This is a genomic window from Methylosinus sp. shoA, assembly GCF_059718125.1.
In genome coordinates this window covers 4,349,193-4,371,771 of record NZ_AP046091.1, presented here as the reverse complement: position 1 = coordinate 4,371,771, position 22,579 = coordinate 4,349,193, and the positions used below count along the sequence as shown (strand labels likewise).

Here is a 22,579-nt window from a genome sequence, read left to right as displayed (position 1 = left end):
AGCCGGGTGAGAGAATCGGAGGCCAGCGAACGGATGTGCATCGTGACGCGTCGGCGCGAGCCGCCGGAGGCGATGATCCGTTTCGTGCGCGCGCCGGACGGCGTCCTGACGCCGGACATCAGGGCGCGCTTGCCGGGCCGCGGCGCCTGGGTGACCGCGCGCGCCGATCTCGTCGCCGAAGCCTTGAAGAAGCGCGCTTTTGCTCGCCAGTTGAAGGCCGATGTCGCCGCCTCGCCGACGCTTCCCGCCGATGTGGACCGCCTGCTCGAGGCCGATTGCCTGCAGTCGCTCGCCCTCGCCAACAAGGCCGGCGCGGTGACGATGGGTTTCGGCAAGGCGTGCGAGGCGCTGGAGAAAGGCGCCGTCGCCGCGCTGCTCGAGGCGCGCGACGGTTCTGCGGAGGGCCGGCGCAAGCTCGCGCAGGCGGCCCGGCGCGCTGCCGCGGCGGCCGGACGAGCCGCCGAGCCGCCCGTGACGATCTCTCTCTTCGATTCGTCGCAATTGGATTTGGCTTTGGGCCGCACAAATGTGATACATGCAGCCCTCGCGCCGGGCGGACCGACGCAAGCCTTTTTGACGCGCTGCCGCCGTCTATCCGCCTATCGAGGCGAAAACGCTCGAAACGAAGCGGGAGAGAGCGGCGACGACGACGCGAACACCGTCGGCCGGACGGCCGACGCCAATGAACCGGCGCAGCCCGAGGATCGGAAAACTGGATGAGTGAAACCGAGAACACCGGCGAGAAGGGGCTGACCGCTCCGTCGAAGACGCTGCATCTCAAGCAGCGTCCGACGGAACATGGCGGCATGGTGCGGCAGAGCTTCCCGCACGGCCGCTCGAAGGTGGTCGTGGTCGAGAAGGTGAAGCGCCGCGCCCCGGGTCATGTCGAGACCAAGCCCGCGGCCTCTCCCGCAGCCCCGGCGGCGGCGCCCCCGCCGCCGCGCTCGGAAGCCCGCGCGCCGCATCCGCCCAAGCGCGGCGCCGGCGTCGTGCTGCGCGCCCTGACCGACGAGGAGCGCGAAGCCCGCGCCCGCGCCCTGGTCGACGCCCGCACGCGCGAAGAGGAGGACCGGCGCCGAGCCGAGGCCGAAGCCAAGGCGCGCGCCGAGCGCGAGGAGCGCGAGCGCGCCGAGCGCGCCGCCGCCGAGGCGCGCAAGCGCGAGGAGGAGGCCCGCCTCGCGCGCGAGGCGGAAACGAAACGCAAGTCCGAGGAGGAGGCGCGTCGGCGCCTCGCCGGCGGCGGCGCGCCCGAGCCGCCCGCCCCGGGCGTTGCCGCTCGTCCCGCGGCGCCGCGTCCGGCGACGGCCGCGGCGCGCCCCGCCGCGGAAGCGGCGCCGCAGCCGGCCGGCGAGGACGCCGAGGCCAAGCGCGTCGCGCGCCGCCCCGCCGGCGTCATCGCCGTCAAGGCGCCGCCGCCGCCGCGACCGACGCCGTCGCGCGGCGGCGAGCAGAAGAACCGCGGCCGCCTCACCGTCTCCACCGCGACGTCGGAGGAGGAGGAGCGCACCCGCTCGGTCGCGGCGTTCCGCCGCCGCACGCAGCGCCTCAAGTCCTTCGGCCAAGCGGAGCAGAAGGAAAAGATTTCGCGCGAGGTGATCCTGCCCGAGACCATCACCATTCAGGAGCTCGCCAACCGCATGTCGGAGCGCGGCGTCGATGTGATCCGCCTGCTGATGAAGCAGGGCGCGATGCACAAGATCACCGACGTCATCGACGCCGACACGGCGCAGCTCGTCGCGGAAGAGCTCGGCCATGCTGTCAAGCGCGTCGCCGAATCGGATGTCGAGGAAGGCCTGTTCGACGCGCCCGACGCGGAAGGCGCGCTCGAGTCGCGCCCGCCGGTCGTCACCATCATGGGCCATGTCGACCACGGCAAGACCTCGCTGCTCGACGCGATCCGCCACGCCAATGTCGTCGCGGGCGAAGCGGGCGGCATCACGCAGCATATCGGCGCCTATCAGGTGAAGGCGCCGAGCGGCGCGCCCATCACCTTCATCGACACGCCCGGCCACGCCGCCTTCACGGCGATGCGCGCGCGCGGCGCCAAGGTGACGGATATCGTCGTGCTGGTGGTCGCGGCGGACGATGGCGTCATGCCGCAGACGATCGAGGCGATCCATCACGCCAAGGCGGCGGAGGTGCCGCTCATCGTCGCGATCAACAAGATCGACAAGCCCGACGCGAGACCGGAGCGCGTGCGCACCGAGCTGCTGCAGCACGAGGTGCAGACCGAGAGCTTCGGCGGCGAAACGCTCGAGGTGGAGGTCTCCGCCAAGGAGAAGCTCAATCTCGACAAGCTGCTCGACGCGATCATCCTCCAGTCGGAAGTGCTCGACCTCAAGGCCAATCCCGATCGCTCGGCCGAAGGCACGGTGATCGAGGCGCGGCTCGACAAGGGCCGCGGCCCGGTCGCCACCGTGCTGGTGCAGCGCGGCACGCTGCATATCGGCGACATCATCGTCGCCGGCTCGCAATGGGGCCGCGTGCGCGCGCTGCTCGACGACAAGGGCGCGACCGTGCAGGACGCCGGTCCATCCTTCCCGGTCGAGATACTCGGCTTCTCCGGCACGCCCGAGGCGGGCGACCGCGTCGCCGTGGTCGAGTCCGAAGCCCGTGCGCGCGAGATCACCGAATATCGCGAGCGTCAGCGTCGCGAGAAGCTCGTCGCCCGCGGCGGCGGCGCGCGCACCTCGCTCACCGACATGATGAGCCAGTTGAAGACGGCCGGCCGCAAGGAGTTCCCGCTGGTCATCAAGGGCGATGTGCAGGGCTCGGTGGAGGCGATCGCCGCGGCGCTCGACAAGCTCGGCACCGACGAGGTGGGTGCGCGCATGGTGCATGCGGGCGTGGGCGGCATCTCCGAGTCCGACATCGCACTGGCGGAAGCGTCCAATGCTGTGGTCATCGGCTTCAACGTCCGCGCTCACAAGGAGGCGCGCGAGGCGGCCGAGCGCGGCGGCATTGAAATCCGCTACTACAACATCATCTACAATCTCGTGGACGATGTGAAGGCCGCCATGTCCGGCCTGCTGGCGCCGACGCTGCGCGAGACCATGCTGGGCAATGCGCAGATTCTCGAGGTGTTCGACATTTCGAAGGTCGGCAAGGTGGCGGGCTGCCGCGTGACCGACGGCTCGGTGGAGCGCGGCGCCAATGTGCGTCTCATCCGCGACAATGTCGTCGTTCACGAAGGCAAGCTCTCGACGCTCAAGCGCTTCAAGGATGAGGTCAAGGAAGTCCAGGCCGGACAGGAGTGCGGCATGGCCTTCGAGAACTATCAGGACATGCGCGTCGGCGACGTCATCGAGTGCTATCGGGTCGAGGAGATCAAGCGGACGCTGTGAGGGGCAGGGTTGGACGGCGCGGCAGACGAAGGATCGGACGCAAAAATGACCGGCGGGCTTCTCGGGCAAGCGACGCAAGACGGTCCGCAGAGCCGTTGGCGGTGCGCGGGCGCACGATCTGGATCGCATCGTGAACAAGGTGATCGAGGTGTTGGAAGAGCGCTCGAACGGACTCGCGGACTCGCTCCGCTCGGAACGTTCGGCGGGTTTCTCTCTGTTGCGCATAGAGCGCGTGACGCAACCTTCTCGGAATTTTTCTGGTCGTTTCGCTCGCTATGCAGAGATGCTCCAGAGAAGGCGCGGCGCCCACGAAGCGGTCGATCTCGATGTCGCTAACATCGACGCAGCCGCGACTTTCGATGATGAAGTGACGCAATTCGCGCGCGCCGTCGCCGATCTGGCGGAGGAACGGCGAGCCACTTTCGTCGCTCTTGCCGAGATGTCGGCGGTGGGGCGATCGCATCGACCGAGCGCAGAGCGAAAATCGCGCCGCGCTCGATCATCTGCTGGCTTGCTGACTCCCGCCGACGGAGACGAGCAGGCCAATTGAAAGTTCTGCTGGGATTCGTCCAGAACAGCCTGGACGAGCAGATCGACAGGAGAACGTCTCGCGCAGCGGCGGAGCTGTTCTCTCAATCGATCGCTCTCACGCCCGGCCAGACCGCGGACGACGAAGAGTCCCGCACGAGAAAGCGCTGAGCTTCGAACAGAGACTTGAAATGTCCAGAGCCCATCACGCCCATGGGGCGGAGCCGTCGCAGCGCATGTTGCGCGTCGCCGAGCTCGTCCGCCATTCCCTCGCCCAGATGCTCGCGCGCGGCGAGATCGTCGATCCCGTGCTGGAGACGCATGTCGTCACCGTCTCGCGCGTGACGATGAGCCCCGATTTGAAGCTCGCCACCGTCTATGTCATGCCGCTCGGCGGCAAGGACGAGAGCGAGGTGCTGCGCGCCCTCGATCGCCACAAGAAATTCCTGCGCGGCGAGATCGCGCATAACGTCAATCTCAAATTCGCGCCCGAGGTGCGCTTTCGCATCGACGACAGTTTCGACAATGTGGCGCGCATCGACGCACTCTTGAATTCCGATCGCGTGCGCCGCGACCTGGAGCATCCTCTCGAAAGGGAGGGCGACCAAGAATGACGAAGCTGAAGCGGTGGACGGAAGCCGAGTTGCGCGCACTGAGCGAGGATCGGCTTCTTTCGCTCCACGCCCGCTGTCAGGAGCTGAGCGGCGCTCCCGAGGCCGACGAAGCTCTGTCGCTCATCGAGATGATCGGCGTTCCCCGATCGAAGCGCGGCATGACGCTCGAATCTCCGTTCGGCAAGAAGATGCAAGCCATCATTTTCTCGTCGAAGGCGAAGGCCGCGGCCCTCGAGGCGGCGAGGAACGGCATTGCGCCAATGGCGGAGATCGATCCGATGCTGCAGGAAGAACTCGGGAAGGATTACAGGGAGACCTACGAGAGCACCATGACGGCCGGCTATCTCGTTGCAAACCTGATGCGGCAAAATCAGTGGGAAGTCGATGGCAAGAATCGGCGCCAGAAGCTTCCGCCGCACTGCGTCGCAAAGACCGCTGCGCTCTTCGTACACATCCCTTCGAAAAAGAGCTGATCGTGAACAAATCAAGATCGACCCGCGCCGTCGTCGACGGCTGGGTGGTGCTCGACAAGCCCGTCGGCATGACCTCGACGCACGCCGTCTCGCGTTTGAAGCGCATCTATAACGGCAAGAAGGCCGGCCACGCCGGCACGCTCGACCCGCTCGCCTCCGGCATATTGCCGGTCGCCTTCGGCGAGGCGACCAAGACCGTGCCCTTCGTGCAGGACGGCGAGAAGGCCTATTCCTTCACCGTGCGCTGGGGGATCGAGACCGACACCGACGACGCCGACGGCAAGCCGGCGCGCGAGAGCGAGACGCGTCCGACCATCGCCGAGATCGAGGCGCTGCTGCCGCGCTTCACAGGCGACATATTGCAGACGCCGCCGCAATTTTCGGCGATCAAGATCGCTGGCGAGCGCGCTTATGATCTCGCCCGCGACGGCGAAACCGTGGAGCTGAAGGCGCGTCCCGTCGCCATTCATCGGCTCTCTCTCCTCGACGCGACCGCCGACGAGGCGCGCCTCGTCATGGAATGCGGCAAAGGCGCCTATGTGCGCTCGATCGCCCGCGACCTCGGCCGGCTGCTCGGCTGCTTCGGCCATGTGAGCGCGCTGCGCCGCACGCGCGTCGGCCCCTTCCATGAGGAAGATTCCTACACGCTCGACGAGATCGAGGGCGGCGAAGCGGGCAATGCGCTGCTCTCTGTCGAGGCGGGCCTCACCGAGCTGCCCTGCGTCATCGTCGATCGCGACACGGCGGCGCGGTTGCGCCGCGGCGGCTCGGTGATCCTGCGCGGTCGCGACGCGCCGCACGATGGAATCGTCTATGCGGCCTGCGGCGGCGTGCCGGTCGCTTTCGGCCAAGTGGTGGAGGGCGCGCTCGAGCCCTCGCGCGTGTTCAATCTGCCGTTCTGACGTTGATCTTCGCCGACGAAAGGGGTTCTATCGACGAGCAGTCGGCGGGGGCGGTAGGCGGTTCTGCGCAACTACGCTTTGCCGATGTCCATCGCCGCCTCGCCCCTGGCCCACATGTCGCTCACTGCCCCAAAGATCCTGGTCTTCGACTCCGGCCTCGGCGGCCTCACCGTCTTCGCCGAGGTCGCGAAGCTGCGCCCGCGAGCGACCTTTCTCTATTGCGCCGACGATGCGGGCTTTCCATACGGGTCCTTATCGGAGGAGGCGCTGGTCGCTCGCGTCATGCTCGTCATGGAGCGGCTCGTCGCCGACCATTCGCCCGATCTCGTCGTCATCGCCTGCAATACGGCCTCCACTCTCGCTCTGCCGCATCTGCGTGCGCGCTGGCCGCAAGTCCCTTTCGTCGGCACGGTGCCCGCGGTGAAGCCCGCCGCGGAGCGCTCGCGCTCACGCCTCATATCCGTGCTGGCGACGCCGGGCACGGTCGCGCGCGATTATACGCGCGCGCTCATCGCGAGCTTCGCCGGGGGCTGCGAGGTGACCCTGGTCGGCTCGACGCGCCTCGCCCCGATCGCGGAGGATTTTTTGCGGGGCGCCGAGATTTCAGAGGCGGAGATCGCCGCCGAGATCGCGCCCTGTTTCGTCGCGCACACGGATGGCGCGCGCACGGATGTGATCGTGCTGGCGTGCACCCACTATCCGCTGCTCGTCGATTTCTTCCCCCCACTCGCGCCCTGGCCGGTGGAATGGATCGACCCGGCTCCGGCCATCGCCCGCCGAGCGGACCGCCTGCTCGGCGAGCGCTTCGGCGCCGAGCGCGCGGCGACGCTCGAACCGCGCCGGGCGATCTTCACCAGCGGCGCCCGCCCGGCTCCGCCTCTGGCCGCCGCGCTGGCTCGCCTCGGATTTGATGCGCCGCTCTGATCCGCCTCGGGACCAGAGCAGGAGGCGCGCCGCGAGCCGCGCCCGTCGCCCCAAAAACGGCGGGAAATCGCCCGGTGGGCGCGCGCAGCCGGCATTCTTCTTGACCTTCCGGGTCGCGACGCCTATCGCTGGCAAAGCCAGCCGGCTGGATGGCCGCTGCTCTTCGAGCAGAGGAAAGTCCGGGCTCCACGGAGACACGGCGCCGGATAAGGTCCGGCGGGGGCGACCCCAGGGAAAGCGCCACAGAAAGCAAACCGCCGCGTTCCGTAAAGGCGCGCGGCAAGGGTGAAAGGGTGCGGTAAGAGCGCACCGCTCGGGCGGCGACGTCCGAGGCATGGCAAGCCCCGCCGGGAGCAAGACCGAATAGGGGCGATTTCGGAAGCAGCGATGTTTCCCCGGCCCGTCTCCGGGCCGTCGCCCGGGTTGGTCGCTAGAGGCGGCAGGCAACCGCCGTCCCAGAGGAATGGCCATCGCGCGCGGGAGACCGCGCCATACAGAACCCGGCTTACAGGCCGGCTGGCTCTTTCGGGGCAGTGGGCGGTCGGCCGGCAATGAATCCATGCCGTCTCTTGCCGACCGCCCACTGCCGACCGCCCACCCCGTCAACGCTCCCTTAACCCTGAGGACGTCTTAATGACGCATCGGCGCCTCGCCGCATTTTCGCTCGCCGCGCCGATGTCGACGCCTCTCGGTTCTCCATGCTCTCCGTTCGTGTTCACACCGATGAAGCTTCCGGATGCTCGGCGGGACCGACCTTCGTGCGCCGGCGCATGGCGCGGGACCGCGTCATGACGGCGACCGGAGCGCCGATGCGCCCGGCGGAGCCCGCGCGGCATGTTCCCGTGCTGCTCGAGGAGGCGATGGCGGCGCTCGCGCCGCACGACGGCGGCGTCTATCTCGACGCCACTTTCGGAGCCGGCGGCTATACGCGCGCCCTTCTCGCTCGCGAGAATACGTGCGTGCTGGCGCTCGACCGCGATCCGCGCGCCATCCGCGACGGTCTGCCCCTGGTCGAGGCCGCGGGCGGACGGCTCACCCTCGTCGAAGCGCGCTTCTCGGAGCTGGCGAAGGTCGCCGAGCGCTCGCGGCTCGCCCCGCTCGACGGAATTGTCGCCGACATCGGCGTCTCGTCCATGCAGTTCGACGAGGCGGAGCGCGGCTTCTCTCTCCGCAACGACGGCCCGCTCGACATGCGCATGGAGGGCCGCGGCCGCAGCGCCGCCGACATCGTCGCCGAGGCGGACGAGGAGACGCTCGCCGACATCTTCTATCATTATGGCGAGGAGCGCGCGGCGCGGCGCATCGCTCGCGCCATCGTCCATGCCCGCAACGAAAGGCCGATCGCGACCACTCTCGCCCTCGCTTCGCTGATCGAGCGCGCCGCGCCCGGCCGCCCGGGCGACATCCATCCGGCGACGAAGAGCTTTCAGGCGCTGCGCATCGCCGTCAACGACGAACTCGGCGAACTCGTCGCCGCGCTCGCCGGCGCGGAGCGCGTCCTGAAGCCGGGCGGGAAGCTCGTCGTCGTCTCCTTTCACTCGCTCGAGGATCGCATCGTGAAGCAGTTCCTCGCCGAGCGCTCGGGGCGCGGCGAGACGCGCTCGCGCCGCCTGCCGGGCGAGCCGCCGCCGCCGCCGCCGACCTTTGTCGTCGAAGATTTCAAACCTCTGGCGCCGTCCGAACGGGAGATCGCCGCAAATCCGCGCTCACGCTCGGCCCGGCTGCGCGCCGCGACGCGGACGGACGCGGCGCCGCGGCCGGTCGACGACGCGCTCGCGCGCCTCGCACGTCTGCCCGACCGCCTTCCGAGGAGACGCTGATGCTGCGCTTTCTCAATGTCGTCGCGATTTTCGCGCTGATCGGCTCGGCGGTCTACGCCTATTCGATCAAATATCAGACGATCCTGCGCGCCGAGCGGATCACCAAGATGAAGCACGAGGTGAAGGCCGAGCAGGACGCGATCGCCGTGCTGCGCGCCGAATGGTCCTTCCTGACGCGCCCCGAGCGCGTGCAGCAGCTCGCCGACCAATATCTCGACCTCGAGCCGCTCGGCGTCGGAAAGATCGTCACGGCGCAATCCCTTCCCGAGAAGCCGGAGCGGGTCGATTCGATCGGCCGCAAGCTCGACGCGCTGGGCCTCGGCGGCGCGGCGACCACTCCCGCCGCCAGCGAGCCGGCGCCCACCACCCCGAAAGGAAAAGCGCGATGACGACGCCGCAACCGGCCGCGCCGAAGCCGCGCGCGCATGTCTTGTCCGCGCTGTTCTCCACCTCGCTCGACAAGAGCGGCGCGCGCATGCGGCTCGTCGCGGGCGGCTTCCTCTGCCTCTATCTCGGCATCGGCGCGCGTCTCGTCTATCTCGGCTTCAAGCCCGAGCCGCCGACCGTGCGCCGCGCCGCCGCCGACGCGGTCGCGGCTGCGCGTCCCGACGTGCTCGACCGCAACGGCGAGATTCTCGCCACCGATGTGAAGACCATGTCGGTGTTCGCCGAGCCGCGCCGCATCATCGACAAGGACGAGGCGACCGAGCTCCTGACCGCCGTGCTGCCCAATGTCGACGCGCGCGAGCTGCGCGAGCGCTTAGGGTCGCGCAAGGGCTTCGTCTGGGTGAAGCGCGAGGTGACGCCGCATCAGCGCGACGAGGTGTTCCATCTCGGCCTGCCGGGTGTCGGCCTGCTGCCGGAGAACAAGCGCGTCTATCCCGCCGGGCCGATCGCCGCCCATGTGCTCGGCTATGTGAACATCGACAACGCCGGCATCGCCGGTATCGAGAAATATATCGACGGCCAGGGTCTCGCCGATCTGCATGGCGCGGGCTTCAGCCTCACGCCCGAGGATCTGCGGCCGATCTCGCTCTCGGTCGACATCAGGGCGACTCATGCGCTGCGCGACGAGCTCGAGCGCGGCGTCGCTCATTTCAAGGCCAAGGCCGGCGCCGCGGCGATCCTGGATGTGAACACGGGCGAGGTGGTCGCGCTCGCCTCGCTTCCCGACTATGATCCGAACAAGCCGCCGGACATGCGCGATCAGACCTATATCAACCGCATGAATGTCGGCGTCTATGAGATGGGCTCGACGTTCAAGGCGCTGACCATCGCGATGGCGCTCGACTCCGGCAAGGTCAACCTCAACTCGCGGCTCGACGCGCGCAGCGCGTTGAGCTTCGGCCGGTTCCGCATCCACGATTACCACGCGCAGAACCGCGCGCTCACCGTGCCGGAAGTGTTCACCTATTCGTCGAACATCGGCACGGCGCGCATGGCGCTCGGCCAGGGCGTCGAGCGGCACAAGGCCTTTCTGCGCAAGATGGGCCAGCTCGGCCGCATGCGCACGGAGCTGCCCGAGAGCGCCGAGCCGATCGTTCCGAAGAACTGGGGCGAGCTCAACACCATGACCATCGCCTTCGGCCACGGTCTCGCCGTCGCGCCGCTGCAGGCGATGATGGCGGTGGGCGCCTTGATGAACGGCGGCTATCTCGTCACGCCGACTTTCTTGAAGCGCAGCGAAGCCGAAGCCAAGAAGGACGCGCCGCAGGTGGTGAAGGCGGAGACGAGCGAGGCAATGCGCTATCTGATGCGGCTCAACGCCGAGATCGGAACGGCCAAGAAGGTCGACGTCGCCGGCTATTTCGTCGGCGGCAAGACCGGCACGGCCGAAAAGGTCGTCGGCAAGCACTATTCGAAGAACCGACTCTTCACCACTTTCATGGCCGTGGCGCCGTCGGACAAGCCGAAATATCTGTTCCTCACCATCATGGACGAGCCGCAGGGCCTGCCGGAGACTCATGGCTACGCCACCGCCGCCTATAACGCCGGCGTGGTGACGGCGCAGATCATCGAGCGCGCCGGCCCGATTCTCGGCTTGCCGCCGCGCTTCGAGGCGCCGCCGCAGCCCTTCCCGCTGCTGGCCAAGCTCGGCTACGCCCGTGCGAACACGCCCGCCTCCGGCGGGGGAGGACATTGATGAAGCTCTCGCAGCTTCTCGGCGAAGCGGCGGCTGCCGGGCTCGGCGATCTCGCGATCGCCGGCCTCGCGGCCGACAGCCGCGAGGTCGGGAAGGATTACGCCTTCTTCGCCGTGCCGGGCTTTGCCGGCGACGGCCTCGCCTACGCCGCGGACGCGCACGCGCGGGGGGCGGTCGTCGTCGTGGCGCCGCGCGCGGCGGAAGTCGGACTGCCGCTCGTCGTCGTTCCCGATGTGCGCGCCGCGCTCGCCCATGCGGCGGCGGCATTCCTTCCGCGCCAGCCGGAGATCGTCGCCGCCGTCACCGGCACCAGCGGCAAGAGCTCGGTCGTCGATTTCCTGCGCCAGATCTGGCTCGCGCTCGGACGTGAGGCCGCGTCGCTCGGCACGATCGGCGTCGTCGACAAGAGCGGCGCGCAATATGGCGCGCTGACGACGCCCGGCCCGGTCGCGCTGCATGAGACGCTGGACGATCTCGCCGCGCGCGGCGTGACGCGCCTCGCCATGGAGGCGTCCTCGCTCGGCATCGATCAGCGCCGCCTCGACGGCGTGCGGATCTCGGTCGGCGCCTTCACCAATTTCTCGCGCGACCATCTCGATCATCACCGCGACCTCGAGGAGTATTTCGCGGCGAAGATGCGCCTGTTCGACACGCTGCTGCAGCCCGGCCAAACGGCGATCGTCGACGCCGACAGCGCAGTCGCGGGCCGCGTCGCCGGGATTTGCGCGAAGCGCGGCCTCGCTCTGTTCGACGTCGGCGAGAAGGGCCGTGCGATCACGCTGCTTTCCGCCGAGCCGAATGCGCTGCGCACGCGGATGCGATTGCGCCATGCGGGCGAAGCTCATGACGTCGCTTTGCCGCTCGCGGGCGGATTTCAAGTCTCGAACGCGCTCGTCGCCGCCGGAATGGCGATCGCCGCGGGCGAGGCGCCGGCTCGAGTGTTCGCCGCGCTCGAACATTTGCGCGGCGCGCCGGGACGGCTCGAATTGATCGGCGCTCGCGGCGGCGCGCCTGTGTTCGTCGACTACGCCCACAAGCCCGACGCGCTCGACAAGGTGCTGGCGACGGTGCGGGAGTTGGCGAGGGGACGGATCGTCGTCGTGTTCGGCGCCGGGGGCGACCGCGACAAGGGCAAGCGCCCGCTGATGGGCGAGATCGCCGCGCGCGCCGCCGATGTCGTCGTGGTCACCGACGACAATCCGCGCGGCGAGGAGCCCGCATCGATCCGCGCCGCCATTCTGAACGCCGCGCGCGCCGTGGCGAAGGCGGAGATCCACGAGATCGGCGATCGCCACGAAGCGATCGAGACGGCGATCTCCTGGCTGCGCGAAGGCGACGCGCTGATCATCGCCGGCAAGGGTCATGAATCGGGCCAGATCATCGGCGATCGGGTCCTCCCCTTTTCGGATCGGGCCGTCGTCGAGGCGGCGTTGGGAGGCGAGGCCGGATGAAAGCAGAACCGCTTTGGTCGGGACTGGGATTGATCGGAGCGCTGCGCGCGCGCGTCAGCGGCGGCCTGCCGCGCGACGCTTCCGGCGTCTCGATCGACACGCGCAGCCTCGCGCCGGGCGATCTCTTCTTCGCGATCAAGGGGGAAGCGCGCGACGGACACGAGTTCGTATCCGCGGCCTTCGAGCGCGGCGCCGCCGGCGCCGTCGTCGACGAGGCGCATGCTCCCGCGCTCGCCGGCCTCGCGCCGCTCTATGTCGTCAGGGACGTGCAGGAATCGCTGGAGCGTCTCGGCGCGCGCGCGCGCGAACGCGCGAACGCCTATGTCGTCGGCGTCACCGGCTCCGTCGGCAAGACGTCGACGAAGGAGATGGCCGCGGCGGCGCTGTCGCGCTTCGGCGCGACTCACGCTTCGGCCGCGTCCTACAACAATCAATGGGGCGTGCCTCTGTCGCTGTCGCGCATGCCCGCCGCGACGCGTTTCGGCGTGTTCGAGATCGGCATGAATCACGCCGGCGAGATCGCCTCGCTCGTTCCTCTCGTCGAGCCGCATGTGGCGCTGGTGACGCGCGTCGCGCCGGTGCATCTCGAGCATTTCGCCTCGCTCGACGCCATCGCCGACGCCAAGGCGGAAATCTTTTCCGGCCTCGTCGAAGGCGGCGTCGCCATTCTCAATCGCGACGATGAAACATTCGAGCGGATGCTCGAGGCCGCCGCCGCCTCTCGGGCCGCCCATGTGTTCGGGTTCGGCGTCGCGGAAGACGCGCAGGCGCGGCTCCTCTCCTACGAGCCGCGCGACAATCTCGTCGAGGCCAAAATCTTCGGGCGACGGCTGCGCTATCGCCTCGGGGCGCCGGGACGGCATTTCGCGCTCAATTCGCTCGCCGTGCTGACCATCGTCCATGTGTTCGATCTCGACCTCGTGCAGGCGTCCGCCGCGCTCGCCGAATTCGCGCCGCCCGAGGGACGCGGGCGGCGCGAACTCTTGCCGGCCGGCGCGGTTCCGCTCACCTTGATCGACGAGAGCTACAACGCCAATCCCACCTCCATGCGCGCCGCGCTCGAGCTGCTCGGCGCCGAAGGGCCGATCGGCCGGCGCATCGCCGTGCTCGGCGACATGCTGGAGCTCGGGCCGAGCGCCGGCGAATTGCACGCCGAGCTGGCGCAGGATCTCGAGGCGGCGGGCGTGGATCTTCTCTTCACCGCCGGCCCGCTGATGGCGAGGCTCTTCTACGCCGCGCCGGAGCGGATGCGCGGCGCGCATCGCGGCGCGGCGCGCGAGCTGGAGGAGGCCGTGCTCGATTCGATCGGCGCCGGCGACGTCGTGATGGTCAAAGGCTCGAACGGCTCGCGCATGTCGCGGATCGTCGAAGCGATAAGAGCGAAATTCGCTCCCGCGCCCGACGGCGCGGCGGAGGTGAGGACCAACGTATGCTGACGCTGCTCGCGGACTTCTCCAATCTGTTCAGTCCGCTCAATCTGTTTCGCTACATCACCTTCCGCGCCGCCGGCGCGGCGGCGACGGCGCTCGCCTTCGTCTTCTTTTTCGGTCCCGGCATCATCGCGGCGTTGCGTATCAAGCAGGGCAAGGGCCAGCCGATCCGCGAGGACGGTCCGGCGAGCCATCTCCTCACCAAGAAAGGCACGCCGACCATGGGCGGCCTGATGATCCTCTCGGGCCTGCTCGTCGCCACTCTGCTGTGGGCCAATCTCAAGAATCCTTATGTCTGGATCGTGATCCTGGTCACCGCCTGCTTCGGCGCGATCGGCTTCTACGACGATTATCTGAAGGTGACGAAGCAGTCGCACAAGGGCTTCTCCGGACGGGCGCGGCTCGCGCTGGAATTTCTCGTTGCGGCGCTCGCCTGCTATGCGCTGACGCGCATCGGCGGCGAGAACATGTCGAAGCTCGCGCTGCCCATGGTGAAGGGCTTCGTGCTCTCGCTCGGTTGGTTCTTTCTCGTCTTCGGCGCTTTCGTCGTCGTCGCGGCCGGCAATTGCGTCAATCTCACCGACGGGCTCGACGGACTCGCCATCGTGCCGTCGATGATCGCGGCGGCGGCCTTTGCGATCATCGCCTATCTCGCCGGCAATTCGATCTTCTCCGATTATCTCGGCATCAATCACATCGCCGGCACCGGCGAGCTCACCATCGTCTGCGCCGCGGTGATCGGCGCAGGTCTCGGTTTTCTGTGGTTCAACGCGCCGCCGGCGCAGATCTTCATGGGCGACACGGGCTCGCTCGCGCTCGGCGGCCTGCTCGGCGCCATCGCGGTGGCCATCAAGCAGGAGTTCGTGCTCGTCATCATCGGCGGCCTGTTCGTGCTCGAGGGCGCGTCCGTCATCGTGCAGGTCGCCTCCTTCAAGCTCACCGGCAAGCGCGTGTTCCGCATGGCGCCGATCCACCACCACTTCGAGCAGATGGGCTGGACCGAGCCGCAGATCGTCATCCGCTTCTGGATCATCTCCTTCGTGCTGGCCCTCATCGGGCTCTCGACGCTGAAACTGAGGTGAGCCATGACGCCGGTCACGACATTCGCGGATCGCAGCGTCGCTCTGTTCGGTCTCGGCGGCTCCGGCCTCTCGACGGCGCGCGCGCTTCTCGCGGGCGGCGCGAAGGTCGCCGCCTGGGACGACGGCGAAGCCGGCCGCGCCGAGGCGGCGGAGCAGGGCGTGGAGCTCCTCGATCTCGAGAGCGCCGACTGGTCGTGCTTCGACGCGCTGATCCTCTCGCCCGGCGTGCCGCTCACGCATCCGAAGCCCCATTGGACCGTCGAGCGCGCGCATGCTGCGCGGATCGAGATCATCGGCGACATCGAGCTGTTCTGTCGCGAGCGCGAGCGGCATGCGCCCGGCGCGACTTTCATCGCCATCACCGGCACCAATGGCAAATCGACGACGACGGCGCTCATCGCCCATATTCTGCGCCGCGCCGGCAAGGATGTGCAGCTCGGCGGCAATATCGGCACGCCGATCCTCGATCTCGAGCCGCCGTCCGAAGAGCGCATTCACGTGATCGAATGCTCCTCCTTCCAGATCGATCTGACGCCCTCGCTCGCGCCGACGATCGGCATTCTGATCAATCTCACGCCCGATCACCTCGACCGCCACGGCGCGATGGAGACTTACGCGGCGGTGAAGGAGCGTCTCGTCGAAAGCGCGGACATCGCGCTCGTCGGCGTCGACGACGTCTATTCCCATGCGATCGGCGCGAGATTGACGCAGGCGCATTGCGAGGGCCAGCGCGTCATTCCCGTCTCGGCGGCGCGCACGCTCGACTGGGGCTTTTATGTCGAGAACGGCAAGGTGATCTATCACGAATCGGGCCGTGGGCCGGAGGAGGCGGAGACGCTCGGCGATCTCTTGCTCGCAAAGGCGCTGCGCGGCGCGCATAATGCGCAGAACGCGGCCTTCGCCGCCGCGGCGGCCTGGCATTGCGGCCTCACCTGCGAGGAGATCGCGGCGGGGCTTTCGGACTATCCGGGCCTGCCGCATCGGATGGAGGAGGTCGGCCGGCGCGGCCGCGTGCTGTTCATCAATGATTCGAAGGCGACCAACGCCGACGCCGCGGAGAAGGCGCTGCTCTCCTTCGACGACATCTTCTGGATCGCCGGCGGCAAGGCTAAGGAGGGCGGCATAGAGCCGCTGCGCCCGCTGTTTCCGCGCATTCGCAAGGCCTATCTGATCGGCGCGGCGGCGCAGGATTTCGCGCGCACGCTTCGAGGCGCCGTCGCCTTCGATCAATGCGGAACGCTCGACCGCGCGGTCGCGCGCGCGGCCGAGGATGCGGCGCTGAGCGACGCGCGCGAGCCCGTCGTGCTGCTGTCGCCGGCCTGCGCTTCTTACGACCAATTCGCCAATTTCGAAGCGCGCGGCGACGCCTTCCGGCGCCTCGCGCACGATTTGCATGCACAATCTCGAGACGCCGGAGAAAACTGATGATCTCGCGCGCGGAACGTACGACCTTTTCCGACTGGGCTTGGACGATCGATCATTGGCTGCTGGCGAGCATCGCTCTGCTGATCGTCGGCGGCCTCGTCTTCGCCATGGCCGGGAGTCCGGCGGTCGCCGAGCGGCTGCATCTCTCCACCTTCCATTTCGTCAATCGGCAGGTGATGTATCTCGCGCCCGCGCTCGTCGTGATGATCGGCGTCTCCTTTCTCTCTCCGCGTCATGTGCGGCGCGCGGCGCTCGCGCTGTGGCTCGTCTCGCTCGGCCTCGTCGTCGCGACCTTGTTCTTCGGCCAGGAGGTCAAAGGCGCGCGCCGCTGGATCTTCGGCGTGCAGCCCTCGGAATTTCTGAAGCCGGCATTCGTCGTCGTCGTGGCCTGGGCCTTCTCCGAAGGAGCGAAGCGCAAGGATGTTCCCGGCAGCCTGCTCGCCATCGCCCTTCTGCCCGTCACCATCGCGCCGCTGGTGCTGCAGCCCGATATCGGCCAGACCATGCTGATCTCGCTCGTCTGGGCCGGCCTCTTGTTCATGGCCGGCATTCATTGGTTCTGGGTCGTCGGCGTCGGCGGCGCCGGGCTGATGGGCGCGGTCGCGGCCTATAAATTCCTGCCGCATGTCCATGCGCGCATCACACGCTTTCTCGAGCCGCAGGCGACGGGCCAGGGCGTGGCCGACACGTTCCAGGCCGACACCGCGCTCGACAGCTTCATCGGCGGCTCCTGGTTCGGCAAAGGCCCGGGCGAAGGCACGATGAAGCGCATCCTTCCCGACGCGCATACGGATTTCATCTTCGCCGTCGTCGGCGAGGAGTTCGGAGTCATCGTCTGCATGGCGCTCGCCGCCGTGTTCGCCTTCATCGTCGTGCGCGGCCTATTGTCCGCCGCGCGCAACGAGGACGCCTTCTGCGGCTTCGCGACGGCCGGACTCGTGATGCTGTTCGGCCTGCAGAGCTGCATCAATATGGCGGTCAATCTGCAATTGATGCCCGCCAAGGGCATGACGCTGCCCTTCGTGTCCTATGGCGGCTCCTCGCTCATTTCGCTCGCGCTCGGCATGGGCTTCCTTCTCGCCGTCACGCGCAAGCGCCCGAACATAGAAGCGGCGGCGGGCCTCGCGCCGGTGGGAGCTGCGGCGTGAGCGGCCCGGTTCTCCTCGCCGCCGGCGGCACCGGCGGCCATTTGTTTCCGGCCGAGGCGCTGGCCCATGCGCTGCGCGCGCGCGGCATAGAGGTCGAGCTCGTCACCGACGAGCGCGCGCTGCGCTATGGCGGCGAATTTCCGGCCCGCGCCATGCACACCATTTCCGCGGCGACCCCGCGCGACGGCTCCGTCTTCGACAAGGCGAAGGCGATCGCTCTGCTCGGCTTCGGAAGCTTGCAGGCGCTGCGCCATCTGCGGCGCATGCGCCCGCGCGCCGTCGTCGGCTTCGGCGGCTATCCGAGCGTGCCGCCGCTCTTCGCCGCGACGCTGCTGCGCATTCCGACCGTGCTGCACGAAGCCAATGCGGTGATGGGCCGCGCCAATGCTTTTCTCGCCGAACGCGTCGACGCGATTGCGGCGGGCTTCCCGCTTGCCGGCGCGCCGGGGGCGCTCGCCGGCAAGATCACGGTCACCGGCAATCCGCTGCGTCCCGCTGCGCTCGAGGCCGCGAAGCGGCCCTATCCCGATTTCGCCGACGGCAAGCTGCGCCTGCTCGTCACCGGCGGCTCGCAGGGCGCGCGCATCATGGCGGATATCGTTCCGCCCGCGCTCGAATCCCTGCCGAAAGAGCTGCGCGAGCGCATCGAGCCGACGCAGCAGACGCGCGAGGAGGATCTCGCGCGCGTCGCCTCCGTATATGCGCGCGCGGGAATCGTCGCGCAGATCGCGCCCTTCTTCGCCGATCTTCCCGAGCGCATCGCTGTGGCGCATCTCGTCATCGCGCGCGCCGGCGCATCGACCGTGACCGAGCTTTCCGTCATCGGCCGGCCGTCCATTCTCGTGCCGCTGCCGCATGCGCTCGATCAGGATCAGGCGGCCAACGCCGCCGTGCTCGCGCGCACAGGCGCGGCGGAGGTCGTGCGCCAGTCTGACTTCACGCCGCAATGGCTCGCCGCGCGCATCGCCGATCTCGCCGCGCGGCCCGAGCTGCTGGAGGAGCACGCGCGAGCGGCGAGGGAGGTCGGCGTCGCGGATGCGGCCGAGCGCCTCGCCGATCTCGTGCTCGCCCTGCCCGAGCGAAGGAGCGCAAAATGAGATTGCCGGCCCGGCTCGGCCCCATTCATTTCATCGGCCTCGGCGGCATCGGCATGTCCGGCGTCGCCGAGATACTTCTGGCGCGCGGCTATGAGGTGCAGGGAGCCGACGCCGCCGATGGCGCCAATCTGCAGCGTCTCGCCGCCAAGGGCGCGCGCGTGCATGTCGGCCATGACGCGAAATGGCTGGGCGAGGCCGCCGTCGTCGTCGTGTCGAGCGCGATCAAGCGCGACAATCCCGAGCTCATGGAGGCGCGCAGGCGCCGCTTGCCCGTCGTGAAGCGCGCGGAAATGCTGGCGGAGCTGATGCGCGACAAGCGCTGCGTCGCCGTCGCCGGCACGCATGGCAAGACCACGACGACCTCGCTCGTCGCGGCGCTGCTCGACGCCGGCGGATTGGATCCGACCGTGGTGAACGGCGGAATCATCAACGCCTATGGCGCCAATGCGCGTCCCGGCGCCGGAGACTGGATGGTCGTCGAAGCCGACGAGAGCGACGGCACATTCTTGAAGCTGCCGGCCGAGGTCGTGATCGTCACCAATGTCGATCCCGAGCATCTCGATCATTTCGGCACGTTCGACGCCGTGAAGCAGAGCTTTCGCGCTTTCATCGAGAATCTGCCCTTCTACGGCTTCGCGGCGGTCTGCATCGATCATCCGACGGCGTGCGAGATCATCGGCGAGGTCGAGGACCGTCGCGTCATCGCCTATGGCGAGGACGAGCGCGCCGAGGCGCGGCTCGTCGATCTCGATCTCGAGGGCGGCGTCGGGCGCTTCTCGGTGGTGATCCGCGACCGCGACATGGGTGAAGAGACGCGCATCGACGATCTCGTGCTGCCCGCAGCCGGCCGTCACAATGCGCTGAACGCCACGGCGGCGATCGCCGTCGCGCATCGGCTCGGCGTCTCGGCGGAAAAAATCCGCGCCGGGCTCGCGAGCTTTTCGGGCGTGAAGCGGCGCTTCACCAAGACCGGCGAGTGGAACGGCGTGTCGGTCTTCGACGATTACGGACATCATCCGGTGGAGATCGCCGCCGTGCTGCGCGCCGCGCGCGCCTCGACCAAGGGCAAGGTGATCGCGATCATGCAGCCGCATCGCTACACGCGGCTGCAATCCTTGTTCGGTCAATTCGCGGCCTGTTTCGGCGACGCCGATGTGGCGCTGATCGCCGATGTCTATCCCGCCGGCGAGACGAAGATCGAGGGCGTCGACGGCGAAGCGCTCGCGCGCGCCGCGACGGCGCAGGGCGTGCGCGCGCTGGCGCTCGACTCTCCCGATGACCTGCCGCAGATCGTCGCCCAAACGGCTGCGCCGGGCGATTATGTGGTGTTCCTGGGCGCGGGGGACATTACGAAATGGGCCCATGCGCTGCCTGGCCAGCTCGCGGAGCTCTCCCGATGACGCCCGCGCGCTCTTCCAGAACGCGCGTCCCTTCTCCCGCTCGCGGGAGAAGGATTCGCGCACGGAGTTGGGGATGAATTTATCCGAACTCTCCGCTCTCCTCCCCGATCTGCGCGGACGACTCTCCGCGAACGAGCCGCTCGCGCCGCTCACCTGGTTCCGCGTCGGCGGACCGGCGCAGCTTCTCTTCTCGCCCGCGGACGAGGCCGATCTCGCTTATGTCCTCTCACGGCTGCCGCGCGAGACACCCGTCACGGCGATCGGCCTCGGCTCCAATCTCATCATCCGCGACGGCGGCGTGCCCGGCGTCGTCGTGCGGCTCGGCGCCAAGGGTTTCGGCGAGATCGAAGTCGAAGAGGGTGAAAGACTGCGCGTCGGCGCCGCCGTCCCGGATGTGAAGGCCGCGCGCGCGGCGGCCGAGGCCGGCATAGACGGGCTCGCCTTCTATCGCGGCATTCCGGGAGGCGTCGGCGGCGCGCTGCGCATGAACGCGGGCGCCCATGGCGGCGAGACCAAGGATGCGCTGATCGAGGCGCGCGGCGTCGACCGCTCCGGAGCGATCCGCGTCTTCACCAACGCCGAGATGGGCTTCTCCTATCGCCACAGCGAGGCGCCGGAGGATGTGATCTTCACGCGGGCTCTGTTCCAAGGCCGCAAGGGCGATCCTCGCGCCATTCTCGCGGAAATGGAGCGCATCACGCAGGCGCGCGAAGCCTCGCAGCCGATCCGCGAGAAGACGGGCGGCTCGACCTTCCGCAACCCGCCCGGCCACAAAGCCTGGCAATTGATCGACGCCGCGGGCTGCCGCGGCCTCACGCTCGGCGACGCGCAGGTGAGCGAGATGCACTGCAACTTCCTGGTCAATCGCGGCAAAGCGACCGCCGCCGAGATCGAGGCGCTCGGCGAGGAGGTGAGGCGGCGCGTCGAAGCCCAGAGCGGCGTGCTCCTGCAGTGGGAGATCAAGCGGATCGGCGTCCCATGAGCGCGATCGAGAAGAGCCGGACGGCCGCCGAGCCGGATGCGCTCGCGCGCGCGCTCGGCAGCCCCTGGCTCGGCGCGGCGCTGGCGGTCGCGGCGATCGCCGCGCAGCTCGCCGGCCATATCGATTGCGACGTCTCCTGGTTCCTGACCTTCGCAGAGAAAATCGTCGCCGGCGCAACCGCCTATGTCGACGTGACCGATCCCAATCCGCCCGCATCTTTCCTCTCGCTCGTTCCCGCCGTGCTGCTCGCCCGCGCGCTGCATGTCGCGCCGGAGGCGGCCGTCGCCGCTCTGGTCTTCTTCTTCGCCGCCGGCTCGATCGGCTTCGCCCATCGTCTGCTGCGGCTCGGCGCCCTGCGCAGCCGGCGCGACTCCCTGCTGCTCGTCAATGCGATGATCTTCCTGCTGCTGCTCGCGCCGGCGCTGGTCTTCGCCGAGCGCGAGCACATCGCTCTGCTCGCGACGTTGCCGCTGCTCGCGGCGCTCTCCATGGAGCGCCGGCGTCCGGCCCCGGCGCGCACGACGCGCCTGCTCGCCGGGCTCGGCGGCGCCGCCGCGATCGCCCTCAAGCCGCATTTCGCTTTCGCCATTCTCCTGCCGGCTCTGGCGCTCGCCTGGCGCGAGCGCTCGCTTCGCGCGCTGTGGCGGGACGAGCTCGTCGCGGCGGCCGTCGCCGCGGGGGCTTACGCCGTCGCGGTCGTCCTTCTGTTTCCCGCCTATGTCGATCGGGCGCTGCCGCTCGCGCTCGAGGTCTATGCGCCGTCGCGCGACCATCTCGGCCATCTCTTGGTCTTTTCGCTCGCGCCGGCCTATGTGGCGCTCTTCGCCGGCTTTCTCTTCGCGGCGCGCGGCGCAGTCCTCGACCGCGCGCCGCTCGTCTTTCTGCTCGCCTCGACCGGTTTCTTCGCGGCCTTCCTCGTCCAGGGGAAGGGCTGGATCAATCACGCGTTTCCCGCGCTCGCGCTGATCCTCCTCGCCTGGACGCTGCTGGCGTTGCGCATCCGCGCCGCGCGCGCGCCGTCGGCGCTGATCAAATTCCTGTTCGTTCCGGCCCTCGTCGCCGCCCCGGCGTGTTTCGGCCTCGCCGATCTCATCGCCGACGCGGAGGAGCATCCAGGATTGCTCCGAGCGGCGGCTTCGGTCGCCCCGCCGCATCCGCGCGTCGCCACCATCGCGCGCCAGCTCGATTTCGGCCATCCGCTGGTTCGCGAGCTGGACGGCGAATGGGTGGGGCGGCAGAACGCCCTCTGGGTCACGGCCCTGGTCGGCCGCCTGCTGCCCTCCGCCGGTCCCGAGCGGCGCGCCCGGCTCGAAGCCTTTCTCCGTGCCGATCTCGAGGCGCTGGCGCAGGATCTTCGCGAAGGCCGGCCGGACATTATCGTCGTGGAGGACGAGGCGACCCGCCGCTTTGTGCGCGGACGGCCGGAGACGACGGGGGCGCTCGACGGCTACCGCCTCGCCGAGCGCGCCGGAGAGGTCGAAATCTGGCGGAGAGCGGAACAAACCGTGTCGCCCCCGAGCGGGAACGACTCCATAATGGCGGAGGAGTCGGACTCCAGTGAGAAGAGGCGGCGATGACGACATCACGGCGTCGGACGGTCTATACGAAAGTCGAAGCGGATGACCGCGTTCTCGTCCCGGCCGCCGTGCGTCGGCGCCTCGGCCTACGCCCGGGCGATCGTCTGCGCTTTGTCCTCGAGGCGGGAGCAATGCGGATCGAACGGGCGCCATCGCCGGACGACCGCTTCGTGACCTTCACGGAATGGGCGAGCGACGATGACGAACGCGCTTATTCCGATCTGTGACTCGACCATACG

Annotated in this window: 21 protein-coding genes and 1 other RNA gene; 21 read left to right on the top strand and 1 reads right to left on the bottom strand. The window is 68.6% G+C overall.

Features of this window, described 5'->3' with window-relative positions:
- The first annotated feature begins 6 nt into the window (after positions 1–6).
- Positions 7–720, top strand: coding sequence for an RNA-binding protein (locus AC6IW9_RS20545; RefSeq protein ID WP_497766720.1), 714 nt, complete (start codon positions 7–9; stop codon positions 718–720).
- The gene (gene infB / locus AC6IW9_RS20540; protein ID WP_497766719.1) at positions 717–3,344 is read left to right on the top strand and encodes a translation initiation factor IF-2; all 2,628 of its coding nucleotides are present in this window, start codon (positions 717–719) and stop codon (positions 3,342–3,344) included. The genes AC6IW9_RS20545 and infB overlap by 4 nt, the downstream gene beginning before the upstream one ends.
- On the opposite strand, the gene AC6IW9_RS20535 is transcribed toward infB, so the two are convergent.
- On the bottom strand, positions 3,328–3,720 hold the full coding sequence (locus AC6IW9_RS20535) for a hypothetical protein (RefSeq protein ID WP_497766717.1): 393 nt from the start codon (positions 3,718–3,720) through the stop codon (positions 3,328–3,330). The genes infB and AC6IW9_RS20535 overlap by 17 nt on opposite strands.
- A 170-nt stretch (positions 3,721–3,890) precedes the next feature.
- Here AC6IW9_RS20535 and AC6IW9_RS20530 point away from each other — a divergent pair, with 170 nt between their 5' ends.
- From AC6IW9_RS20530 to AC6IW9_RS20440, 19 genes are all read left to right on the top strand, one after another.
- Positions 3,891–4,043 carry a hypothetical protein gene (locus tag AC6IW9_RS20530; RefSeq protein WP_497766715.1) on the top strand — a complete coding sequence of 51 codons (153 nt, stop codon included), beginning with the start codon at positions 3,891–3,893 and terminating at the stop codon, positions 4,041–4,043.
- 20 nt (positions 4,044–4,063) lie between these two features.
- Positions 4,064–4,486, top strand: coding sequence for a 30S ribosome-binding factor RbfA (rbfA, locus tag AC6IW9_RS20525; protein WP_497766713.1), 423 nt, complete (start codon positions 4,064–4,066; stop codon positions 4,484–4,486).
- A gap of 158 nt (positions 4,487–4,644) precedes the next feature.
- Positions 4,645–4,959, top strand: coding sequence for a hypothetical protein (locus tag AC6IW9_RS20520; protein ID WP_497766711.1), 315 nt, complete (start codon positions 4,645–4,647; stop codon positions 4,957–4,959).
- A gap of 2 nt (positions 4,960–4,961) precedes the next feature.
- Positions 4,962–5,861, top strand: a complete 900-nt coding sequence (truB, locus tag AC6IW9_RS20515; protein WP_497766708.1) for a tRNA pseudouridine(55) synthase TruB — start codon at positions 4,962–4,964, stop codon at positions 5,859–5,861.
- An 84-nt stretch (positions 5,862–5,945) separates the two neighbouring features.
- Positions 5,946–6,785 (top strand): glutamate racemase, encoded by an 840-nt coding sequence (gene murI / locus AC6IW9_RS20510; protein ID WP_497766706.1) that lies wholly within the window; start codon positions 5,946–5,948, stop codon positions 6,783–6,785.
- A gap of 137 nt (positions 6,786–6,922) precedes the next feature.
- Positions 6,923–7,309, top strand: an RNA gene (gene rnpB, locus AC6IW9_RS20505) — RNase P RNA component class A.
- Between the two features lie 264 nt (positions 7,310–7,573).
- Positions 7,574–8,605, top strand: a complete 1,032-nt coding sequence (rsmH, locus tag AC6IW9_RS20500) for a 16S rRNA (cytosine(1402)-N(4))-methyltransferase RsmH (protein ID WP_497766704.1) — start codon at positions 7,574–7,576, stop codon at positions 8,603–8,605.
- The gene (ftsL, locus tag AC6IW9_RS20495; protein ID WP_497766702.1) at positions 8,605–8,994 is read left to right on the top strand and encodes a cell division protein FtsL; all 390 of its coding nucleotides are present in this window, start codon (positions 8,605–8,607) and stop codon (positions 8,992–8,994) included. Before rsmH ends, ftsL begins: the two co-directional genes overlap by 1 nt.
- Complete coding sequence (locus tag AC6IW9_RS20490; RefSeq protein ID WP_497766700.1) at positions 8,991–10,748, top strand: peptidoglycan D,D-transpeptidase FtsI family protein; 1,758 nt, start codon at positions 8,991–8,993, stop codon at positions 10,746–10,748. The genes ftsL and AC6IW9_RS20490 overlap by 4 nt, the downstream gene beginning before the upstream one ends.
- Positions 10,748–12,199, top strand: a complete 1,452-nt coding sequence (locus AC6IW9_RS20485) for a UDP-N-acetylmuramoyl-L-alanyl-D-glutamate--2,6-diaminopimelate ligase (protein WP_497766699.1) — start codon at positions 10,748–10,750, stop codon at positions 12,197–12,199. The genes AC6IW9_RS20490 and AC6IW9_RS20485 overlap by 1 nt, the downstream gene beginning before the upstream one ends.
- Entirely contained in the window at positions 12,196–13,635 is a 1,440-nt protein-coding gene (locus tag AC6IW9_RS20480; protein WP_497766698.1) for a UDP-N-acetylmuramoylalanyl-D-glutamyl-2,6-diaminopimelate--D-alanyl-D-alanine ligase, read from the top strand. Before AC6IW9_RS20485 ends, AC6IW9_RS20480 begins: the two co-directional genes overlap by 4 nt.
- Entirely contained in the window at positions 13,629–14,711 is a 1,083-nt protein-coding gene (mraY, locus tag AC6IW9_RS20475; protein ID WP_497766697.1) for a phospho-N-acetylmuramoyl-pentapeptide-transferase, read from the top strand. Before AC6IW9_RS20480 ends, mraY begins: the two co-directional genes overlap by 7 nt.
- Positions 14,712–14,714: 3 nt before the next feature.
- Positions 14,715–16,136 (top strand): UDP-N-acetylmuramoyl-L-alanine--D-glutamate ligase, encoded by a 1,422-nt coding sequence (gene murD, locus AC6IW9_RS20470; protein ID WP_497766696.1) that lies wholly within the window; start codon positions 14,715–14,717, stop codon positions 16,134–16,136.
- Complete coding sequence (locus tag AC6IW9_RS20465) at positions 16,136–17,284, top strand: FtsW/RodA/SpoVE family cell cycle protein (RefSeq protein ID WP_497766695.1); 1,149 nt, start codon at positions 16,136–16,138, stop codon at positions 17,282–17,284. Before murD ends, AC6IW9_RS20465 begins: the two co-directional genes overlap by 1 nt.
- Positions 17,281–18,381: an undecaprenyldiphospho-muramoylpentapeptide beta-N-acetylglucosaminyltransferase gene (murG, locus tag AC6IW9_RS20460; protein WP_497766694.1), complete on the top strand. Its 1,101-nt coding sequence runs from the start codon at positions 17,281–17,283 to the stop codon at positions 18,379–18,381. The genes AC6IW9_RS20465 and murG overlap by 4 nt, the downstream gene beginning before the upstream one ends.
- Positions 18,378–19,781, top strand: a complete 1,404-nt coding sequence (murC, locus tag AC6IW9_RS20455; protein ID WP_497766693.1) for a UDP-N-acetylmuramate--L-alanine ligase — start codon at positions 18,378–18,380, stop codon at positions 19,779–19,781. Before murG ends, murC begins: the two co-directional genes overlap by 4 nt.
- Positions 19,782–19,854: 73 nt before the next feature.
- A complete protein-coding gene (gene murB / locus AC6IW9_RS20450; protein WP_497766692.1) occupies positions 19,855–20,763 on the top strand; it encodes a UDP-N-acetylmuramate dehydrogenase in 909 nt (302 codons plus the stop codon).
- Positions 20,760–22,340: a hypothetical protein gene (locus AC6IW9_RS20445; protein WP_497766691.1), complete on the top strand. Its 1,581-nt coding sequence runs from the start codon at positions 20,760–20,762 to the stop codon at positions 22,338–22,340. Before murB ends, AC6IW9_RS20445 begins: the two co-directional genes overlap by 4 nt.
- Positions 22,337–22,567 (top strand): AbrB/MazE/SpoVT family DNA-binding domain-containing protein, encoded by a 231-nt coding sequence (locus tag AC6IW9_RS20440; RefSeq protein WP_497766690.1) that lies wholly within the window; start codon positions 22,337–22,339, stop codon positions 22,565–22,567. The genes AC6IW9_RS20445 and AC6IW9_RS20440 overlap by 4 nt, the downstream gene beginning before the upstream one ends.
- Positions 22,568–22,579 lie beyond the last annotated feature (12 nt).